The 19,293-nt window shown below is 56.2% G+C and carries 17 protein-coding genes; 1 reads left to right on the forward strand and 16 read right to left on the reverse strand.

All coding sequences use genetic code 11. The annotated features are described in order from the left end of the window. Positions 1–248: 248 nt before the first annotated feature. From NKI18_RS18210 to NKI18_RS18230, 5 genes are all read right to left on the reverse strand, one after another. On the reverse strand, positions 249–737 hold the full coding sequence (locus NKI18_RS18210; RefSeq protein WP_353001166.1) for a hypothetical protein: 489 nt from the start codon (positions 735–737) through the stop codon (positions 249–251). Positions 738–1,064: 327 nt separating this feature from the next. After that, positions 1,065–1,538 carry a hypothetical protein gene (locus NKI18_RS18215; RefSeq protein WP_352637054.1) on the reverse strand — a complete coding sequence of 158 codons (474 nt, stop codon included), beginning with the start codon at positions 1,536–1,538 and terminating at the stop codon, positions 1,065–1,067. Positions 1,539–1,561: 23 nt separating this feature from the next. Beyond that, positions 1,562–2,737: a glycosyltransferase gene (locus tag NKI18_RS18220; protein ID WP_353020156.1), complete on the reverse strand. Its 1,176-nt coding sequence runs from the start codon at positions 2,735–2,737 to the stop codon at positions 1,562–1,564. Next, positions 2,734–3,708: an NAD-dependent epimerase/dehydratase family protein gene (locus tag NKI18_RS18225; RefSeq protein WP_353020157.1), complete on the reverse strand. Its 975-nt coding sequence runs from the start codon at positions 3,706–3,708 to the stop codon at positions 2,734–2,736. The genes NKI18_RS18220 and NKI18_RS18225 overlap by 4 nt, the downstream gene beginning before the upstream one ends. Before the next feature lie 4 nt (positions 3,709–3,712). After that, positions 3,713–4,552: a class I SAM-dependent methyltransferase gene (locus NKI18_RS18230; RefSeq protein ID WP_353020159.1), complete on the reverse strand. Its 840-nt coding sequence runs from the start codon at positions 4,550–4,552 to the stop codon at positions 3,713–3,715. Positions 4,553–4,901: 349 nt separating this feature from the next. Here NKI18_RS18230 and NKI18_RS18235 point away from each other — a divergent pair, with 349 nt between their 5' ends. Then, positions 4,902–5,762, forward strand: coding sequence for a hypothetical protein (locus NKI18_RS18235; protein ID WP_353020161.1), 861 nt, complete (start codon positions 4,902–4,904; stop codon positions 5,760–5,762). 71 nt (positions 5,763–5,833) lie between these two features. Here the strand turns inward: NKI18_RS18235 and NKI18_RS18240 are convergent, their stop codons facing one another. The 11 genes from NKI18_RS18240 to NKI18_RS18290 form a co-directional block, all read right to left on the reverse strand. Further along, on the reverse strand, positions 5,834–6,910 hold the full coding sequence (locus NKI18_RS18240; RefSeq protein WP_353020163.1) for a glycosyltransferase family protein: 1,077 nt from the start codon (positions 6,908–6,910) through the stop codon (positions 5,834–5,836). A 210-nt stretch (positions 6,911–7,120) separates the two neighbouring features. Beyond that, positions 7,121–8,413, reverse strand: coding sequence for an O-antigen ligase family protein (locus NKI18_RS18245; protein WP_353020165.1), 1,293 nt, complete (start codon positions 8,411–8,413; stop codon positions 7,121–7,123). Positions 8,414–8,698: 285 nt separating this feature from the next. Beyond that, a complete protein-coding gene (locus NKI18_RS18250; protein ID WP_353020167.1) occupies positions 8,699–9,871 on the reverse strand; it encodes a glycosyltransferase in 1,173 nt (390 codons plus the stop codon). Next, the gene (locus NKI18_RS18255) at positions 9,868–11,211 is read right to left on the reverse strand and encodes a polysaccharide pyruvyl transferase family protein (protein WP_353020168.1); all 1,344 of its coding nucleotides are present in this window, start codon (positions 11,209–11,211) and stop codon (positions 9,868–9,870) included. Before NKI18_RS18255 ends, NKI18_RS18250 begins: the two co-directional genes overlap by 4 nt. Positions 11,212–11,215: 4 nt before the next feature. Continuing rightward, positions 11,216–12,760, reverse strand: a complete 1,545-nt coding sequence (locus tag NKI18_RS18260; protein ID WP_353020170.1) for a lipopolysaccharide biosynthesis protein — start codon at positions 12,758–12,760, stop codon at positions 11,216–11,218. 178 nt (positions 12,761–12,938) lie between these two features. Further along, positions 12,939–13,535, reverse strand: coding sequence for an acyltransferase (locus NKI18_RS18265; RefSeq protein WP_353020172.1), 597 nt, complete (start codon positions 13,533–13,535; stop codon positions 12,939–12,941). Then, positions 13,535–14,707, reverse strand: coding sequence for a glycosyltransferase family 4 protein (locus NKI18_RS18270; protein ID WP_353020173.1), 1,173 nt, complete (start codon positions 14,705–14,707; stop codon positions 13,535–13,537). Before NKI18_RS18270 ends, NKI18_RS18265 begins: the two co-directional genes overlap by 1 nt. Positions 14,708–14,762: 55 nt before the next feature. Further along, positions 14,763–15,872, reverse strand: a complete 1,110-nt coding sequence (locus tag NKI18_RS18275) for a hypothetical protein (RefSeq protein WP_353020174.1) — start codon at positions 15,870–15,872, stop codon at positions 14,763–14,765. A gap of 63 nt (positions 15,873–15,935) precedes the next feature. Beyond that, entirely contained in the window at positions 15,936–16,703 is a 768-nt protein-coding gene (locus NKI18_RS18280) for a glycosyltransferase family 2 protein (RefSeq protein WP_353020176.1), read from the reverse strand. 20 nt (positions 16,704–16,723) lie between these two features. After that, positions 16,724–17,818, reverse strand: a complete 1,095-nt coding sequence (gmd, locus tag NKI18_RS18285; protein WP_353020178.1) for a GDP-mannose 4,6-dehydratase — start codon at positions 17,816–17,818, stop codon at positions 16,724–16,726. Between the two features lie 98 nt (positions 17,819–17,916). Next, positions 17,917–19,122 carry a sugar transferase gene (locus NKI18_RS18290; protein ID WP_352451729.1) on the reverse strand — a complete coding sequence of 402 codons (1,206 nt, stop codon included), beginning with the start codon at positions 19,120–19,122 and terminating at the stop codon, positions 17,917–17,919. Between the last annotated feature and the right edge of the window lie 171 nt (positions 19,123–19,293).

A 19,293-nucleotide genomic window follows, 5' to 3' on the forward strand; every position in this document is an offset into this window, starting at 1 on the left:
CTTGCACCAACACGCAGCAGCGAAGCGAATGATTGCGATTCGGCCATAATGCCTGGATAGACCGGCACTTCGCCCTTCATCCCGGCATATTCGCTAGCCTCAGACATCCGCATGTCACCTTGGCTTAAGCGATCCGACTGATACCCGGTACGACACCAGCATACCGCCAAGGCCGTTCTGTCGCCAACAATAGACACGCAGCAGAAGCGCCATGCGCCTCTGCTGCCATTGCCCTATTTACGATCAACTTAGTCGCTAACGGCGTGGCCGTGATCTTTGTCCGCCGTCGCGGCCAGAATACCGGCCCCAAGAGCCAGGCCGCCAAAGATGAAGAGCGGCGTATTGTTATTGGAAGCACCCGTCGAATTGCCCGTTTGGGCGGTATGCTCAGAACCGAGAACATTGAGGCAAATCTTGTTCTCGACGCGGGAGATATCAAGGGTCGAATTGGCCGGCACACTCAAATTGCAGCTGCCAACATTAACGGAAGCCGACCCCTTGCCGCCAACTACGACGCGGCTGCCGAAATCCAGCGCGCCCCCCGCTTGTGCCGGGCCATAGCCAGCCACCTGCGAGATCATCACATCGCCATTGACGTTCCCGATCGATCCGATCGGATTTACGCCCGTATAGGCAGTTGCACAGGTGCACGACCCATCCTGCGCGAAAGACGATACCGGGGCGAAGCCGGCCAACACAACAAATCCGGCCAACGCACTTTTCACAACTAGGTTCATCCGCATCAATCCTTCCGTCCCACGTTACCTGAGGCCCACCCCACCATTAAGGTACTGAAAGGCGCGTAACAGCTTTTTGCGCCAATTCCAACCCGTTTCGCAGATGCGAGATAATTTTTGGTTTCGGTGTGGTTGATTGAACACACCATTAGAGTGTCGAAATGTATCATCTTTACAGCCGGCCGCAATAAAGCGCGTTGCCAGGGGCAGATCTGCCGTTCATTGTGGCCCGCTGACATCGCCATCGTTCCAACGCTTTGCGCAGGGTCTTGCAGTCGACCATGGCCTGATATTATCCAGCCGGCCTTTTTGCGTTCGAGGCAGGAGCTACGAGCCTGGCACGCAAGACTTGTAGGTCGAGCCCGCCTGCGCGGGCTGCCCGCACAGGATGCCGGCCTCGACGAGCTTTGCAGCCAGATCCGTGCCGCCAGAGGTGAGGCATTGCACAACGACGGCGTCACCGAATTTTGGCGCGACGTTGCCGTCGCACGGGGTCCCCGTGCCGACGGGCTTGCACGTCAAGGCGAGCCCTTGATAGTCCCGGCGCGCGGCTTCGGTGACCATGGCGCGCATGGATTGGGGCCTGGTAAATGCGACGCCGCACAGCACGATCTTGCGGCCGGCGACGCGCAGATCGTCAATCGATTGGACAGTAAGCTTGCCATCGAAGGGTGTGAGAACTGCCACCGGCTTCGGCGCCGGCGCGTACCTACTCGTTCCCTTGTTGACGATGATGAAAAGAAAGCCGCCCACAAACGCCAGCGCTATGAACGCAAGTACTGTTACCTTCCCGATCGACAAAAGCCCTACTCCCCATTCAATAATCAATGCGCGGCAGTGTTGGTCTTCTCAAACAAGGCAAGGAGTGCTGCCGCATAGTCCCGTCGGCGGACCTGTTGCCGGCCTTGCAACACGGCGATGCTGTCGCGGACAAAGCGTGGGCGCTGCCCGATTTCGAGCAGACGCAGCGCCAGGGCTTCCGCGTCGTCAGGTGGGAAGAAGAGCGCGTCCGGAGCCTGCTCGCGATGCAGCCGGATGTCGGACAGCAACATGGGCGCGCCCAGCGATTTCGCCTCTTCAACGGTGGTCGACCACCCCTCGAAATGGGACGGGTTTATCAGACAATCCGTTGCACCTATCAGGGCAACGACATCGTCATAGGGAATCAATCCGAGGTGTCGAAAATGGCTCTCAACCCGATACGTTTGCGCAAGGCCTATCAGACGCTCGAACAATGTCGGGTCGCGCGGGTCGGTCGTGCGCCCCGTGAGGATTATCGGCGGCAATGAGCCCAACGCCCCAAGCCGGTCTATATGCCTCAACGCCTCGACGACCAGTCCGTGATTCTTGTGGATCCAAAACTGGTTGGGCAGGAAAAAGAAGCGCTCGGGCAGATCGTGCGCCAGGCGTGCTGCTTCGGTGCGCGCCATGACGGCGCCTGGATCGAGATCGATGGCGAAGCGCACGACGGCGGTCTTGCAGCGCGAGGCCGGATAGAATGTTTCACAGTCGGCGAGCGCATCCTTGCTCGAGAGCATTATGGTGCGATTGCCGGACGTCTGCAGGCGGAAACCAAGATCTCTGCGCCACCAGGCGCTGCGCGGAAAGAGGTGCGGCAGGCGACGGTGCTGGAAGTCCGGAATCCAGGAAATCACCGGCAGCGGAAATCGGTTGCCGAACCACTGAGCGACTTCAAACACAAGATCGACAGCGTGCTTGGCGACCAGATCGGCAAAAGCGCGGTCACTTCCACCAGCGAGCGCGGTCAGCCCTCGCTTGCCGAGCCCGGCGCCCGTGACCCGGTTGTCGACAATAGGCGGCGCGGCCAACAGGTGATCAAAGGATGCGCCAACGCCCGCATGCTGCTCGGGCGTCAGAAACAGCTTCGCCTGAACCTTGCCGCCCAACTCGGAGGCGATGACGCCTAACATGTTGCGCAGATAGGACTCGCCACCGGACCAGGTTCCGCGGCCAATGAGCGTGAAGCCGATGGTGATCAAAGCGCGAAGCGTCGCAAATCGCCGACCCGCTCGCCGAGAATCTCGGCGCGGTACCAATCGACATATCCCGCAATGCCCTTGCTGGGCAGCACCTGCAACCGAAAGCCTTCCGGGACGCCGGATGGATCGGAGATCAGGTTGACAGGATCGCCTCGCCGGGACTCTCCTGAAAACGAGAGGCGATGCTTGCCTCCCCAGGCTTCCAAAACCATACCGGCAATTGTCCTGACGGACGCAGCGGCGCCGGCGCCGACATTATAGACCGCGAAGCGCGCTGCATCGGCAGGCAAGACGCGATGGATCAATCGCACGACATCCGAGACATGGTGCCAGTCCCGCATTTCCGCGCCAGTACCACCAAGCACAATGTCGGTTTCGCCTGCCGCGAGCCTGCCGCAGAGGTCCCAGAGCAGCTGCTTGCGCAGTCCCTCGCCATAGACGGAGAAAAGCCGGGCCACCGAGATCGGCTGACCGTATGCGGTACTAAATGATCGGCCCAGTTCCTCCACCATGCGCTTGTGATGGCCATAGGGTGAGTATGGATCGAGTGCGGCATCGACCCTGATCGGGCCGAAATGGCCGCCGCCATAGACGGCAGCGGAGGATGCCAGAACGACGCGGGCATCGGGTGCGTGACGACGCAGGAAATCGAGGACGCAAGCCGCGGACACGACGCTTTGTTCAAAATCCTTCAGCGGATCAGCAATCGACTGGCCGACCGTAGAGCCGCCTGCCAGATGATATACAGCCGCCGGACGGCCGTATCGGGCCGAGGCCGCATTCATCGTTTCTGCAGTCACGCCGCCCGAAAAGAATACGCCGGCACTGGCCGCCGCGAACCCAGGCGCTTCGCTTCGGCCGAAGCCGAGGACATGATGGCCTTCCTGGGCAAGAAATCGTGACAGGTGCAGGCCAATGAAGCCGCCGGCTCCAGTCACCCAAACAGGCTTTGCGTCTTTCAGCTGCACCACCAAATCAGCCCTTCCCTTGCTTATGGCAAAGGAACGACACCAGGCGCCCGGGCCGGCGGTCAAGCAGGGCTGCTACTCCGGCAACGGCACCGAAGGGCAGAGGGGACAAGGCCAGGCGGACGAGCCCCGACAGCGGGCCGAAGACTCCGGCGAGCCTCTCGCGAATTTCGGATGTTGTCATCGGATCATAATTCACAACCGATTGGAAAGAATTCATTTCGCTATTGATCGTCAGTCCTGCCTCCTGCAACGCAGCGCGGTAATCCGCCAGCGTGAAGGCATTCTCCCCGCCGTAGAGATGATGCAGCGGATGAGCACGCAGAAACGGCTCCAGTTGTTTCGGTCCGGAAATCACATGGTCGCGCAAGGACAGGAACGTCGCGCCTTCGCGGGAGAGACGAGCAACTTCGCGGCAGAACGCTGGAAGGTCATGCGCATGATGCAGCACTTGCCTTGCAACGACCAGATCATAGCCCGCGGCGCTCAATGGGATAGCCTCGCCGAACGCTTCGAGCACATCGATGTGCGTGCCCGTCTTTTCGGCAAGCGTCCGGATTGCAGCGGCACCGACAAGCGCGCTGGGATCGGGCTCGACGGCGGTTACCGACCAGCCCTCGCGCGCCAGGGCATAAGAGAGGATGCCGTTGCCAGCGCCGAGATCGAGAGCTCGGCCCGCCTTGCGCGGGATCATGCTGCGAACCGCCTGAAACTCCGCACTTTCGTGATAACGCCGCGCAGCGACGACCGGATCATCGAAATAAGCGGCGCGTGCGAGTTCTTTCATCGACGGCTCGCTCATGCACCAGCGAACGGCGTCTTCCCAGGTCATGACCGTTTCAGGCATGAGGAAAACCCGTCTGCCGGCTCTCCTGGGCGGGATTTCCAGCAACAATTGCGTAGGCTGGATTCTTGGTCAAGACGATCTCGATCTCCCCGTCAGATTTGTCGGATTCGCCCACACCAGGCGTCGCAAGGCAGCTTGACGAGCCCGACAGCGCCTTTGGTCATAGGCTTTCATGCTTCGCCGGTCCATTTTTCCAGAGGGATGACCCGACCTCCGCAAGAAGCACGGCCCCGCCTCTATCACCTTGCAGCTGCGCGTCGATCACGCTTCCGTCAGGACGTTGTCCGAAGCTCCCAGCTACGCTACCGTTTCTCGACTCGTCAAGTTCAGCTTATAAGGAATTCAAATCGTGCAAATTTCGGCCGCGCAAAAATTCGCCAATTGGCGACGCCGGATATCGAACGTCATGTTTTTCCAGACAGTATTTTGTGTGATGTGCCTTTTGGCTGGCGTAGTGCCCGCGACGTCGCAGACGCGCGCTCCGTTCAGGCTTTTCGAGGCTATACGGTTCATCGGCGGGCCTAATTTCCAGGCGTTTGGTTTCGAACACCTTACAATTGCCGACCCTCATGTTCTCGGACCGGATGTTCCTGATGCCGGCCAGGTCCGGCGAGCGCTGGCTTTGCCGAGGAGCAATGAATACCTCAATATCGACATCGAAAGCTGGCCGTTGGAAGGTCCAGATCAGGCATCGTCCCTCGCGAAATACCAGAAGGCGCTCGGCGCGTTCAAAAAAGCGGACCCGAACGTCAAGATTGGGCTCTATAGTGTTTTGCCGATCCGGGATCATTGGAGAGCGATCGGCCACAATGGGCCTGCGGCGCTGGACGACTGGCAACAGCAAAACACCGTTGTTGCGTCCTCTCTCGTCCCTTATGTCGATGCGCTCTTCCCCTCCCTCTATACATTTTACGGCGACAAGGACGCGTGGGGGGCCTATGCCCAATCCAACATCGAGGAAGCACGAAGAATCTCACAGGGAAAGCCGGTGTACTGCTTCCTTTGGCCGCAGTTTCACAAGACGCTCGCCTTTCTGCCGGGCGATTTCTGGTATCTCCAGCTAACCACTTGCAGGAGATTGGCGGACGGCATCGTGGTCTGGGGCTCGATGCGTGGCGGTCCACGCGATGGACCTGCGAAATGGGACGAAAAAGCGGAATGGTGGCAGGCCACCCTGAAATTCCTTCGAGAAGAAGGTAAGATACCTTAAATCAGACTTGTATGGCTACAAAGCTCGGGTGAGCGCATTCAATCGGACAGAAAGCTCGATCTGATAGTCTGTTACACCAATTCGAGAAACCGCTCAAATTGGCGTTTCTTGCTATATTCCTCACGAATGGCGTGATTGCCGGCCCAACCGATGCTGTCCCAGCTTCCGTCGTCCAGCCGACGTTCGATAGTTTTCAATGCGTCCTGCGGGTGCTCGTAGACCACCATGGTTTTCCCGTCGCGCATCGGTGCGGGATAGTTGCCGGCGTCCGACACCAGCAACGCGCCAGCGCCCATCGTCTCGAAACAGCGCATGTTACCTCGGTCCGGACCCGCCATATCGATTGAGGCGTTGACTACGATCTTGGCTCTTCCGAGTTCGGCATACATGGCGCGACCGAATACCGGAGGCGCGCTGACACTGCGGATTGTGCGCGGGCGGCGCACCGCACGCAGGGGACCGAACCAGCCAAGCGGCGTTTCAGCGAGGGGCGTATAGCGCGACAGATCGAGATGGAAGACGACGCGGCGGCGGCTCGATAGACTTGCGACCGCTTCCAAAATCTGCCTGCGGCGCTGGTGATGACGACTGTAACCGCCGAAGAAAAGGACATCGATATCCCTGTTCCGATTTGCGGCCACGGTATCGAGCTCCGGATCGTGAGCGGGAAAAAAGTGAGCGGTCCTGGCGCCCTGTTCTTCCCAAAGCTTTCGCATCGACGGGAAATTGCAAACGACGAGATCATACCCCGAAAAATCAATCCTGCCGGGTGCAGCGCGCCAGGCAATCTTTCGCTTCACATGCCCCGGCAGCCGGCGCACGAAAGAGGCGTCGTAACGAAATGGATCAAGATTATAGAAGACATCGGTCTTGTGATGCTCGATCTGGGCAAGAAGGATATCGGCCAACGATGCGTCCTCGCGCAACCCGTTTTCGAGCGCCCATCCACGCTGCAGGGATTGGTCGTCTCCGTTCGTGAAAAAGGCTTCCGGGCTGGCGGCGAGTGCCGGCAACAGGATATGCGACGCCCCGTAGCGGTCTTTCAAAAACACTTCTCTCTGCGGCTCGAATCCCCGAACTCCCGCCACAAGTCCAGTGAGTCTGGCCCGATAGCTTGGCGAGATCCCGGAATTTTGAAAAATACGCATGGCTGGTTCCTGTTGGAGTTTGGTCTCGGAGTTGTGGAGCGCTGATAACGATCCGCCACCAGCGACCATGTGGCGCGCCTGCGGGCGCCGAACGCGATTGCCAATCGGGGCGGAGCTCGATCATCTGGAGCACCAGTCTAACGCTAGTGCCCATGGTATATTGGGCTTTAAAATCCACTGCCAGTAGACCAGTATCGGGGAATACTCGACCTAGTAAGCCCGAATCTCCGCATTGCGGGTTTTGGCGAGAAATCCTTGATATCCATACCAAAACGATATCGTCAGAGCGGAGGTGACCCAGAAGACTGAATTTCCCCATAGGCTGCCGCTTGCAAGGCCGGCGATCGCTTCCCTGATGAATATGACGGCAGCCAGCACTGCAGCAAGGGGGAATTTGCCGGACCGAATAATTCCGACCGTCGATCTGAGTGCCAAAATTATGTGAGCTGCGAACGGCAATGATCCAAACGCCCCCACCGACATAAGGGATTCAAGATAAATGTTGTGGGGATAGAAATTGAACTGCATCTCGACGGCATAACGCCCAAACAAAGGGTCTTCTTGAAACTGCCTCCACGCACCAGCGTATAGTTGACTGCGTATCATAGTGGATTGATCGGCATCCACATTGATCGTCTGAAGCCTCGCAATGACAACATCAATCAGTTCCACGCCGCTGCTCGCCAAAATTACCATGGCCACCACCAGTGCTCCCAATATCGCGAACACTCTTTTTGAGCCTTTAAGCAACAGTATGTAGACCAATAGAGACCCTCCACCAGCAATGTATGCACCGCGAGACCTGGAAAATACGACGACCAACAATAGCAAAGGACCGAGTATTATCGACTGGATTGTCAGTTTTTTCGTTTTTCCCACGACAAGGAAGAAATATATCAAAAAAGCAAAAGCTGTATGTCCCATCGCGATCGGGTTTATTTTATCGAGAGCCATCCTTTCGCCCTGGCTTACGAACAGCATGTCCCTGTTCAGGTAAAGTCCGACTAAAAATATAACGCAAAGAATATTCATCACGAAAATAAGGTCGGTATTTCTTATCGCCCTGTCCATCGATGCGATAAGAAGTGTAGCGCCGACACTGGTTACCAGGAAAACGCTAAATATCATTCCAGGACCAGGCGAGATAGCTATCGAAGAGACATAAACATTCTCGATAAGTCTACATAAGTAGAATACGAAAAAGATCTTCATTGGAAGAAGAGCGGCCGTTGAGGACCTCAATTTCGCCGGCAGAAGTGTAAATGACGCTACGGTGATCAGAACAATGGCCAATCTTACCAAGATCGACCCGGTACTGCCTTCTGGGTCAAACTTGTTTATCAAACCGGCAAAAGCATATATACCACAAATCGCAAGAGCGAAGGCCGTCGCAGGCGAGAACAAAATGCGCCGGTCAACATAGTTTCTTAAATGCGCAAATCGGCGGCCAAGTCGATCGAAATCGGCGGATGCGTCGTAGCGAATGTTGCCTCTCTGGGTCATGAGACTAGTCCATCTAGCGGCAACCAATTAAATTGGCGCCTCGGCAACTCGATTTCTGAATGCCGATCAAGGATGAAACGGAGCGTTTGCATCTCTCTTCTGCGCTGACAGCTGTCGACGACACAGGTTAGAGGCGCATTATTCGGCGGTCGTGCATTTTCAGCCTCCCCCCGGGGACTTGAAGACAAGCCATCGGCATGCGCGCCGATACCTCGTTGCGGCTCGAGTGCCAAACACCTTTCCTGGTCCGTTCGAATTTGGTGGGCTCCCACTGGTCGGCATTCTTCATTGAACCTGGCCCTCAGCGAAGTCGAGAGGTTCCGCCATGGCCGGCAGCACCATGGCATGTCGAAGACGATCGCGCGTGTGCCGTTGCGTGAAATGATCCAGCACACGCTGCCGCCCGACATCCCCCATCTTGGCAGCACGGTGAGGCTCTGCCAGGAGACCGGCAATCGCCTCTGCCATGCTTTCGATATCGTGTTCTTCCACAAGTATGCCGGTTTCACCATCGACAACGGCCTCTGGAATGCCGCTGTGACGTGTCGCTACAACGGGAAGTGCGCTCGCCATTGCCTCCAGGATCGATACCGGCAGGCCTTCCATATCTCCATTGCGGGCAGTCACCGAATGCTGCACGAAGATTGCAGCGTTCTGCATCATGCCCTGAACAAACTCTGAGCTTCGATAGCCGTGAAAAATGACACGGTCCGACAGGTTCTGCTGTCTCACCAATGCCTTACATTGCGCCATGAGGGGCCCATCCCCAACCAAATCTAGCCGTGCCCCGGGAAACCTTGAAGCGATCCGGGCGAACGCCTCGATGGCGAGGTGCGGTGATTTCTTTTCAACAAACCGCCCGACCACAAGGAGCCGACCGCTTTCACGCTTCGATGCTGTGAAGCGCTCGGGCAAAATTCCGCATGGACTGACGTGCAGTTTCTCATGGGGACAGCCGATTTGCATCAGACGATCGGCGATGAAACGTGATGGCGTGATGATGCCGTCAGCGCTGGCGAAGAGATGCCGGTAGCGACGTCGCCACAAATGCTTCCTAGGCATCACGGTAGAATCCGCCCCATGAGCGTGGGCGTACAATCGCACGCCGGCGCGGCGACAAGCGCGAGCAAACAGTGCACCTATCGTAAGATACTCGACAAGGGCGGCATCCACGTTGTGGGCCTTGAAAAATTCGACAACTCTGTCTTCGTCGCTCCTGCAGATTCCCTCGCGGACATACGCAAGCCAGGCTAGGTGCGCCCGACTGGCAATGCGGCTGGGTAACCGGCCAAACGGTGATGGCCCCGGAATCCCGGAAAGAATCGGATAACCGAACTGATCGGCACCACCAGGGTTCTGGCAGATGAGCACAGTCTTGCCAGGCGAAAGGTAGCGAACATGATCTCGAATGAACGTCTCAGAAGGCGTGTTGAAGAATTGCGAAACGACCGCAATCATGAGGACACCGCCCCCGATTGCGACTCCGCCTGTGCAAATCTGTTTTTGAGAATACCGACCGTGGACAGGGCACTGTCGCGCAATGCAAGCGTCCCCCGCCACGATCTTTCCGTTATCGATTCCTGGTTTTGCCACCAGCGCTCAACGAGATTGCGAAAACTATCCGGCTCAATCTTATCGATAAAAGTAACGTATTCTTCCAAATCAAGCGATCGGAAAAGATCAGCCGTTTTTCTCTCGTAGCAAATCGGCAAGACCGGAACGCCTCGACACAGAGACAAAATGCACATGTGCATGCGCGTGCAAATGGCGCCATCGAATTCGTCTATCTTGCGAAGTAAGGTTTCGGTATCCCTGAACTGTGAATCGATGACTACGCTGTTTCGAACGTGGTCTGGCAGATACATCCAGACATCACGCGCCGTATTCGAGTCGTTGAAATGATACTCGGGAATCCCCTGGCAGGTCGAAATAAATGTCACTTCGGCCCCGACCTCCTCCACCAACCAAGCTGCCGCTCGAGCTACCGATTGATGGTATTTCGCGCGGCCGACCTCCGAGTCTCGCACCCCGAAATCCGTCCACCGTCGCACCGAAACGGCAATCCTCGGTCGCCGTTCCGGCCTTGCGACTCGCGACGCCGCGCGCCGTCTCTCGATCTTGTCCTGATCTGTCAAAACGAAAACGCTGTCCGCCACTTCCTCAATATTACCTGTGTCTCCACTACCTGTTTCTCCGATAAGCCCTTTTGCAAAAGCCATGGATTGTCCGTCTCTGACCAGTATGAGAGGGCTTTTTCTCAGAACGCCCGCAAGCCGGCGGAAGACGCGATCATCGCCGAACGGCCCCATCGATTGCGTGAAAAAAATGGGCGGCTTTCCAAGATAGATGTCTCTCTCATATTCTGGCAGACGAACGGCAACCGACCCCGGATGTTTCTTTGAAAGGTACGTGCCGCCTGTCGAAACAATAAGATCTGCCGCGATATACTCTCGTAAAGCCCGGGCCACCGCCCCTCCGCGCCCAGGATATTTCAACCATTTCAAATACCGCTCCAGAAAAATCGTGGTAATTAAAACCGAATAAATCAAAGCGAACTCTAGCCGCCCCTTGGTCAATCTATTCACCAACCGAACGGATCTGCTCTTACGAATCTGTGCGGAAGGAAAGCAAATAAAGGTGTTTTCCGGATAATGCCATTCGGCGACTTGCGCGTCCATGTCCGCAAAAACGACCTCAGTATCGTCTCCGAACGCAGCTGTAAGAATATTTTTTGTCGCGACCTGGATCGCAGCGTCTCCGCCGTTCAAAAAAACCGTGGTTTCGACGATGATTTTCAATGCTTTAGGTTCCCTGAGGTACGTCTTTGTCAAGAAAGAGCCGCATGTCGCCTAACATGAAGCCCGCGAAACGATACGGAGCAACAACAAAAACTCCATAGATTACTATCGTGATGATGGACTTTAAGGCGAGGTCGCCCGCAGTCGGCAGAGACAGGACCTTAAATGTGGGCCAGATCGAATCCCCAATATGAAACAAGGCGACAACCACAATATAAGCAAGGAAGAAGGGCGCCGCCGCCTTCACAAGATCCGTGAATCTAAGCTCTGTATCTCTTGTTGCATAAAGCCAAAGCATTGGGGTGAATACCCAAGACGTGACAGACCATGCCAGAGCAACTCCAGAGGCTCCCCATTGAATTGCGAATAAGAAGGCCCCAAAGCGAATGAGCGATGAGAAGATAGAAAATACGAATAGCTCGCGGGCTCGACCGAGAGAGATCAGTGCCCAGCCACCAAATTGACCGGAAATACTCGTAATTAGGGAAAGCGACAGTATCATCAAAATGACCCCAGACTTTGACCAGCTTTCTCCATAAACAAGCGTTACGACTTCTTGTGCATTGATCGTGATCAGAATACACAATATTGTGTTCACCATGAGTGTAAGCCGCATCGCGCTGAGATAGGTTCTAGCCCATCTGTCGGGTTGGGTTTGAAGGCGGCTCAGCATCGGAATGATAACCGAGCCGATTGGCCCACTGACGAGCGTTATCGGTAACATGAACAGTGAGTAGGCACGGGTGTAGAATCCGAGTTCGCCGGGACCGGATTTCCAGCCGATCAGCACGTTGTCGGATTGGCGGTTGATGTAGTTTGTGAACTGGGATCCACTGTAATTGATCCCAAAACTAATGGCCGAACTTGCATTCTTCCAATCGGGGACCTTGGTCGGACGCCAGGGTGACAGCATCCACAGGCCAATCGTGCCAACCAGAGCCGTTGTGAGGGTCGCCGCGGCAAGCGACCAGTATTGGAAGCCCCAGCCCCATGCCATTGCGACACCGACAGCAAATCCACACAAGAGGCTGCCAAGATTCACACCATGCAGCGACATCCAACGCATGTTGCGAATCAATAGCGCCTTGTGCTGCGCACCGGCCGCAGTAATCGGGATGGCGATCGCCAGAACCAGGACAAGGTGAAAAACGCGAGGATCATTGAAAAGCCAGGTTGCGACCGGCGCCATCATCCACGTCAGCGGCATGAGAGCGAAGCCGACGCCAAGATTGACGAAAAATAACGCGCTGACGGTGTCTTGATCAACCTCCTTGCGCTGGATGGTCACCATGGACAGACCCAAGTCGGCGAAGACTCCAACAAACGCCGTGACGGAGGCTGCCATGGCCACCAGCCCGAAGTCATCGGGTTGGAGCAAACGCGCCATCAGCGCCATGTAGCCGACTTGCGTGAGAAGAATTAAAGCCTGGGCGCAGAGGGCTATGATGCCTCCGGATGCCGTGCGTCTCCCGAGATCGCGCGTCAGATGCTCACTGCTCAGCACCGAGCCTTTTGATGCATCAGAACCACCAGCAACGCCCTTCGTCACAATAGTATCCCACTGCGCCCTTGTCGGCCGGTCGCAGGGCCATCCGCGTAGCTATACGGCATCTGCCGCAATCTGCGGCGCCCGCCCTTTTTAGCGGCATAATATGCTATGATCATGCAGGATCTCATCCCCAAACCGGTGTCGGCCATCATCCACGCGCTGTTGATGAAATAGCTCTTCATTCAATCGACCCGGCATGCGCCAAGGGCCGTATGACCCTGCAGGGCACGCCGCCGGCCAGGCAATCCGGCGGGATGTCGGAAGTGACGACGCTCCCCGCCGCGATGACGGAGCGCGCCCCAATCCTCACCCCTTTCAGGACGGTCACGTTGGCACAGAGCCAGACATCGTCCTCAATCACGATTGGCGCGGAAAGAGTGCCACGCCCTTGCCGCCGATCCAGATAATCGACGGCATGAAAGTCGGTGTCGAAAATATTGCAGTTCACTCCGACCAGAACATTATTCCCAATCGCAATGCTCTCGACACAAAAGATCGACGCTCCTGAAATCCCGACATTGTCCCCTATGGAGATTTTTCCGGATGACCCGACGACCAGTTGAGTGGGATGATTTATACCGGCTCGATTGAACCTGGATTTATTGACGATGGTTACGTGATCTCCGATCTCGAGGATGCCTGCCCCACCCAGCCCAACTGGCCCGAGGACGGACAAGCGACGAGGCCGCTTTCTGCGCCTCACCGCAAACTGAAGCGTTGCGAGCGCGTTCCAGAAAAGGCGCTCGCTTCGATCAAGCAACTTGAAGGGGAACATCAACGCCTTGATTCTGACAAATCGCGATAAAGCTTTTGAATTGCCGCGACATTTTGATCGATGTGGAACCTGGTCATTGCGAACTGGCGTGCGCTCAGTCCCATATCGAGCCGGGTGTCGCGCCGGCAGAGTTTTTCGATCGCTTCGAGAAGACTGCCGGAAGAGGACATTTCGAAGCTCAACCCGGTTTTGCCTTCTTCAATCACCTCAAGCAAATTCGGCAGGCGGGTGACCAAGCCCGGGCGTCCTGCCGACGCTCCTTCAAAAATGCACCGAGCACTATGACTTGTCAGAAAGGGCGCTACGACGACGTCACTGGCTGCGAGAACGGGAGTGATGTCGTCTATGAATGGCATGGCGCTGCACCGGCGGCTTGCGTTGATCGCCTCCAATGCTGCTTTTCCATAGGCTGCTTCGTTTTTTCCAAAGCCTGCAAATACAAATCGAGCGCAGTCGGGAAGGAGCGCCTCAAGTGAGTTGACCGCATTTACGAAAGGCAGAATGCCGTTCGACTCCGCAATTCGTGACAATGACAGAAATACGACGTCGCCGTCCATCCATCCAAATTGCTGCCTCAATTCAGCAACGCCTCGATCGGGCGCACGGAAAAGACTGCTGTCGACGCTGTTGTAGACAACCGATCCCGGAACCGCGGTGGTGCCAATGCTATCCAGACCGGCTTTGTCGATAGCAACGAAATAATCAACATGCTTCTTATTTAAATTGCGAAGAATGTTACCCCACCAGTTGTGCAGGATCGGTTCACGGACATGGGCAATAACGGGGATTGAGGGACCGGCGTCATGAGCGCCCTTGGCGGCCGCCACCATGCAGGTGGAGTTCAGGTGAACGATGTCCGGCCGTATATCACGGACAAGCTTCCTGGCGCATCTGACGAGTAGCGGAAAGGACAGAATCGCGTGTACCTTCGATTTCACGCCCCTGCAGGGCGCCACTGTCGATCCATGGAAAGGCCGTATGTCCCTTTCCTCGATTACCTCGGCGCCGGCACATTCGAATAACTGGCGAACCCCGGAATTCCCGGGGCGAAGCGGCATCGCCACTATTGGCGAGAATTCTTTGCGATCCAGCGACTTTATCAACAATGCTAAACTCTTCGGCGCACCTCCCAGCGCGGTCGCATGATGAAAATACAATACTTTCTTCACCATGTATGAGCAGCCATAATGTCCGGGTCCGGGTTGTGAGATCGGGTATCAGGCGTGTTCACGCCGCCCCCTCGCAGAGTTCGGCGTCGGTATGTGTTGATCCTTCCAATGCGCGCATTGTGGATGAGATGAAATCATTGCGCCACGACCGGATCCTAATCTCACGTTCTTCTGTTGTCGCCGTTCCCCGGTCTGCCTTGGCGATCTTATTTAGCTCAGTTGCAGCTCCGTTACAGTCGCCAAAATCGATCGCATGGACCGGAGCGCCGAACTTCGTCGCTGCAGTATGGATCAAGGAGCTACGACGCACGATCGCGGGAACACCAAATTGAAGCGCCCGGCCAAAGACTCCCGACGCCTGGTCGTATCTCGGATCGTAGCAGGCCCACACCGCGTCCGCGACACCATACAGGCTTTCCCACTCGGCATCGGTGAGCCGCCGGTCAATATGAATTCCTCCCATCGACTTAAACCGGGAAACCAATGCCTGCTCCGAATTCGCTGTCCCAGCGGTTACGAAACATAGCCGTTTGGCGATAGCCGGGTTGGCCTCGATAATTGCAACCATGAAGGCAAAACCTTTGTGCACCGACGCAGCACCAAGCCAGCAGACAATCGGCCGACCACCAGCCAAGTGGCGGACTTCAGTCGCCACCGGCGTATCGCCGGGTTGCCTCAGGATGTAACCATCGTGCATGTCCCACCACTGCGGATCATGAAGCCCGACATCGACAACGGTGCCGTATTCCGGAGCCAGACTGAGAGGTATGATACTCGCGACCGTGACCTTTGGCACACGCCTCAGAAAAACAAAAATGCTTTTCTTGAGAAGCCGCTTGAGGTTGAAGGGTCCGAAGCAGGACTGCGGTCCTAAAAACAATGCAACAGTCGCCCTTCCGAGAGCCGCCCGACGGAGAGCTATCGAGACAAAAGAAACCAAGTCATCGTCAAGGGTAGCAAAAAAGAGACGATCAGCCGCTAGCAGTCTTTTTTTGAGCGCCCGTGACATTGGCCCCATTGCAGGAGACAGGCCCAAAGCCGGCCCCAACAGATCAGCATACGACTGCCTGTGTCCCGAACCCGATTTCACATATATGGTTCCCATATCTCGGCGACGAGGCTCTGCTGCACTTTCGGGGTCTGCATCGAACGGCTTGCTGTAGTTCACGGCGCAGCGTCCCGCTTCACAGGGTCCGATGCAACGCCACAGTTATCGACCAGCGCCAGCTCTCTATCCCTTCGACTTGCGGGTTTGTTTCAGCAGAAACTGTCCCAACTTCCGCGCCGGCTTTGCAACAAGCGCGTAATCGACCGGACCTGATCCGAGCCATCGGCGTCGGGAGCGCAGCGCTTCCAGATTATGCCCGATATGGGAACGGAAGCTCTTGGTGCTGGCCCCTCCCGTCATCATGTCAACGAGGACCTGATCGATTGTAGTGATCCTGAATCCATGGAGTTCGACGGCCCTCAGCATCCAGTCGTAGTCGGAGGAAACTTTGAGCGTCAGATCGAACGGCCCGATCTTTTCCGCAACGGCGCGGCGGACGTAGAAGGTCGGGTGGGCAGGCATCCAGCCGGAGCGGAACCCATCTTGAGGCTTTGGCTCTGCCCGCCAGCGGCGGACCACCCGCTTGCTTTCGTGATTGTCGACGAAGTCGAGGTGACCGTGGACAATGTCGTTTTCGGCAAGCGCCTCCCTGATCTTGCCGAGCACTGAAGCGTCATGAAACGCATCGTCAGCGTTTAGAGCCCCGATTGCCTCTCCCGTACAAAGTGCAAGCCCCTTGTTCAATGCGTCATACATGCCGCGGTCGGGCTCGCTGATGATCTGCAATCCTTGCGCGGCGTAGGAGCGGACAATCGTGAGCGTCTCGTCGGTCGAGGCTCCGTCGATGACGATCAGTTCCTTGTCCTGGTGTTCCTGGGCAAAGAAACTGTCGAGCGTATGACGGATTGTTGCCGCCGAGTTCCAGCAGACGGTTAGGACGGAAATCTTCATGTTCGCGGGACTTTTCGCAGCTACTGAGCCGCCTTGCGGTTGTGCTCTTCGTCAAGCCGGCGATGCTCGTATTCGCGCGCCACCACCTTGAGGTCGGACTGAACCATCTCGCACACCATCTCATCAAGCGGCGTCGTCGCCTTCCAGCCGAGGACCCGCTCCGCCTTCGAAGGATCACCGAGCAGAAGGTCGACCTCGGTCGGCCTGAAGTAGCGTGGATCGACCTCGACCAATATCTTGCCGGACCTAGTATCGACGCCCTTTTCGGCGACGCCCGAACCGTTCCACTGAATGCGGACCCCAACCTCGGCGAAGGCGAGTTCGACAAACTTTCGAACGGAACTCTTGACCCCTGTGGCCAGCACATAGTCGTCCGGGGTTTCCTGCTGGAGGATCCTCCACATGCCTTCGACATAGTCGCGCGCATGCCCCCAATCGCGCTCGGCTGAAAGGTTGCCGAGATAGAGCTTGTCCTGAAGGCCGAGGCTGATGGCAGCGGCAGCCCGCGTGATCTTGCGGGTCACGAATGTCTCGCCCCGCATTGGGCTTTCATGGTTGAACAGAATTCCGTTGGAAGCGTGAATGCCATAGGCTTCGCGGTAGTTCACCGTGATCCAGTAGCCATAGATCTTTGCGGCCGCATAGGGCGAGCGAGGATAAAAGGGCGTCGTCTCCTTCTGTGGAACCTCCTGCACCTTGCCATAGAGCTCGGAAGTCGATGCCTGATAGAAACGCGTCTTTTTCGTCAAGCCAAGCAGCCGGATGGCTTCCAGAAGGCGCAATGTACCGATCGCGTCGGCATTCGCGGTATATTCCGCGGTCTCGAAGCTCACCTGGACATGCGATTGTGCCGCGAGGTTATAGATCTCGTCCGGCTGCACTTCCTGGATTATGCGGATCAGGTTCGTCGCATCGGTCATGTCGCCATAGTGAAGTGAAAAATTGACGCCGGATTCATGCGGATCTTGATAGAGGTGATCGATACGACCGGTATTGAACGACGACGAACGCCGCTTGATGCCGTGGACTGCGTATCCTTTGGCAAGCAGGAGGTCGGCAAGATATGCACCATCCTGGCCGGTGATGCCTGTAATTAGCGCGGTTTTTCGGCTCATTTGATATCCTTCGGCAGCTTCAGAACACACTCACCAGCACTATCCTGGCGTTGCATTCGACAGATGATTTCTGATGAACGTGAAATTCAATCCGGTCTCTATCGAGATCCGAATCCACTTAGCAGAGTCTTTAGCGTTCTCAACACGATAACGAAATCAAGCCATGGAGAGAAGTTCTTGATGTAATAGAAATCATAGTGCAGCTTCTCGATTTCATCGTCATCATCCGACACATATCCTTGATTTACCTGAGCCCATCCGGAAATTCCAGGACGAACGATATTTCGGTAGCGATAGAACGGCAACGCCACCGAATAATGGGAAGACAACACTGTCGCCTCAGGGCGAGGCCCGATCCAGCTCATTTCCGAACGAACGATATTTATCAGCTGCGGCAGTTCGTCGATTCTGCTTCTCCGCAGGAAGCGGCCGATCCGGGTAACCCTGCTATCACCCGGCCTTGTGACGGCGAGGCTGCGAAGGTTTTCCGCCTCAGGTGAGCTAACGGTCATTGTCCGAAACTTGTAGACCGTGAATGATTTTCCGCCAAAGCCCAAGCGCTCCTGGCGAAATATGGCAGGTCCAGGAGATTCCAGCCTGATCATCAGCGCAATCAATAACAAGAGCGGTGTCAGCATGATCAGCGCCAACAGCGCGCACACCCAGTCGATCACCTGCTTGATCTTGATATAGGCCTGATTGGGATTGAGCGAGCCCAACGTGTTTTCGGACAAATGTTCGATCTCGACGCGACCGGTCAGCGACTCGCCGATCTGCTTGACATGGTAGACCGGAACTCCCGCAAGCGCCCGGTCGGCGATGTAGCGCTCCCAATCGTCGGACAAATCGGCACGCAGGTCGGCAACAACGCCGTTGGCGCGCTCAATGATCATGTCGGGAGAGACAAGCCAATGCCAGTTGACCCCCTTTATCGCCGCGAGACGACCCACGGCGCCGCCTGGAACCACGGCAAGACTGTAAGGATCAAGGCGTCGGCTTACGATGGTCAAGACAAAGTACCAGAGAATTGACAAGGTCAAGCTGCTGGCCGCTTGGAACCCGCTATACTCGATCCGAAGCAGGAAAATCGCCAAATAAACAAACCCGTAAGACAATGCAAATGTCGGAAATATGTAACCCGAAGCCGCGATACCCGGAAAATTACCTATCCGCCGAAAGGCGAAATAACCTATAGCATGCGCCACAATACCCGCAAAAATTGTAATCTGCAGATTTGCATAATATAGAATTGACGGATCAAATGAAATTCTGACCAGCACAGGAAGCAGGATTGCAAAGGCCAAGCCGCCCAGGAGTTGAAACCTGACCCTGTGCACGAGGTGCCGCTGTCTTGGCCGATTCATCATAACTATATTCAAGTCAAGCGCTCTCTTGCGGGACTACTGAGTCCAAGTCTCTTCTAATTGCGTTGTGGCTGCTTCCATTGTTCTCTGCAGGACGTTTAACCCTGGCGA

Origin of the sequence: Mesorhizobium sp. M0800 (assembly GCF_040320095.1) — a bacterium.
Taxonomy (GTDB): Bacteria; Pseudomonadota; Alphaproteobacteria; order Rhizobiales; family Rhizobiaceae; genus Mesorhizobium.